Source organism: Clostridium sp. (assembly GCF_021372645.1).
Lineage (GTDB): Bacteria > Bacillota > Clostridia > Clostridiales > Clostridiaceae > Clostridium.
Genome location: NZ_JAJFUC010000070.1, coordinates 1 through 2,375, shown reverse-complemented (window position 1 = coordinate 2,375; position 2,375 = coordinate 1). Strand labels below are relative to the sequence as shown.

General features: G+C 27.8%; 1 protein-coding gene. It reads left to right on the top strand.

Annotated features, from left to right (window positions below):
- The first annotated feature begins 438 nt into the window (after window positions 1–438).
- Window positions 439–1,374, top strand: coding sequence for an Rpn family recombination-promoting nuclease/putative transposase (locus LLF98_RS11550; RefSeq protein WP_291703720.1), 936 nt, complete (start codon window positions 439–441; stop codon window positions 1,372–1,374).
- Window positions 1,375–2,375 lie beyond the last annotated feature (1,001 nt).

Here is a 2,375-nt window from a genome sequence, read left to right as displayed (position 1 = left end):
TGTATGTATATTTTATAAATTGTAAGATTTGAATATGAACTGTGAGATAGGAAATTTACAAGATAAATTTATATATGCTGAAGTATTTTAAAGTTCAATTAAAAAATATTAAAACTACTTTGATATATCTGAAAATTATAGAAACTATAAACGAGCGAAATCGCAAACAAATATTTCCAGTCAAATAACCAGAGAAATACTTATGTAGCATTAAAAAGCTCTAAAAGGGCATTAAGAGGCTCTCCAGCTTGAGTTTTTTCATAATTTAATAGAAAGTTATTTAAATAAAGCTCTAGCTTATATGATAGAAGCTGCTGCAGCAGAAATAAATTATACTACTGGAGAGTTATCTAAATATTTTGGTGTATCAATTACAGCTATAAAGCTTTCATGTGTTATAATATAAGAAAAAGGTATAGGCAGATAGGGAGTGATAATTTGAAAAATAATAATGTGCACCATGAGCATGATGTAGGATATAAACACATATTTTCACATAAAGGCACTTTTTTGGAACTCCTAAGAAGCTTTACTAAAAAGGAATGGGCTAATTTAATAAAAGAAGAAGACTTAATTTTAGTTGATAAATCTTATATACTTTCAGATTTTGAGGAAGAAGAATCTGATATTCTTTACAAAGTAAATATAAATGGGCAAGAAGTAATATTCTATGTATTATTAGAATTTCAATCAAAAGTGGATTTTCAAATGCCTATGAGATTGTTATTTTATATGACAGAAGTATGGAGAGATGTACTTAAAAACACGGATAAGAGTGAACTTAAAAGAAAATATTTTAGATTACCTGCAGTTGTTCCTATAGTCTTATACAATGGAAAGAATAAATGGACGGCAAAGACAAGTTTTAGAGAGATATTAAGCGGATATGAATTATTTGAAGACAATATATTAAACTTTAATTATATGTTATTTGATATAAATAGATATTCTGATGAAGAACTATATAGTGTATCTAATTTGGTATCAGCAGTATTCTTGTTAGATCAAGAAATGAATGAAGAAGAATTAATAAGAAGACTAAGAAAATTAATATATATTCTAAAGAAAATTTCACCAGAACAGTTTAGTGTATTTAAACAATGGTTAAAGAAAATAGTAAAACCGAGATTAACGGAAGACTTGCAAAAAGAAGTTGATGAGGTATTGGATAAATCTAATAATGAGGAGGTTGATTTTATGGTTAGCAATTTAGGAAGAACCTTAGAAAAAATGGAAAGAAAAGCGGCAGAAAAGAAAACAAGGGAAATAGCTGTAAATGCTATAGAAATGGGAATGGATAATGAAGTTATAATCAAGCTAACAGGATTGACTGATGAAGAAATAAATGAAATTAGAAAAGAAAGAAGTCATTAGATTTTATGATTAGTAATTTAGGAAAGACCTTAGAAAAAATGGAAAGAAAGTTAATGTTCCTCTCTACAACCTTACTCATAATTCATTTATTGATGCCAGGAGCGGAAAGAAACAATCCGCTATAGCTAAAGCTTCACTTGTAGCTATAGCATTGTTACTTTCCTTAGTGGTAGCTCCAAATGTAGCTCTAGTGCCTTCGAGGCTTCGCCTTAAAGTCAAAGGAAGAGAAGTACAAGCTAGTTACGGAGAATTTTATTTTCTAGATAAGAACTGTTCATTTATATATTGAACACTAGAGAAAACTTTTTATAGCTTGTACTTCTCATTGAATTGATTTGCCTGCGGCAGCAAGGAAATTATCCAAGCCCTAAAGGGCATGGACAATTGAATTTATATTTGTTGGAGCTAAAGCTCCAATTTATTTGGTTTTATGTATAAATCAAAGTATTTTATGATAGATAAGACCTTTTTTATGTTCAAACCTCTAACCTACGTACAGTTGTTTTGTATAAATTTAAATCAAACCATAATATTTACTAATTTAAATTATTATGGTTTGATTTGTTTATTATAAAATGTAACATTATATAATAAATGGGATTAAATGTAATTATATTCTTTCAGTTATGGCAATGTATCTTGTCAATGTAAATTTTAAACATTAACTTTCATAGAGTGTGAAGCAAAATTTTAAATAATAACCACTTCTACAAGAATAATAACATCTCTTAAACTATTTGACTCTGGATCTAAATAAACTGTAAATTCTAACTGGCCATATTACAGATATAATTTTGAGCTGTTAATTTTATATTGTAGAAATATTTTGCCTTACCTCTTGATGTAACTATATCTTCTAATTTTTTATTTTGGATTTTCCATCTACAGTTATTCCTAAATCTTTAGTACATCTTATACAATATTTCCAATTAAGCTCTTCATCTATAAATTTAAACAAATCCATACTTTTAAATCCCCGATCTGCAAGAAGAGTAACATCA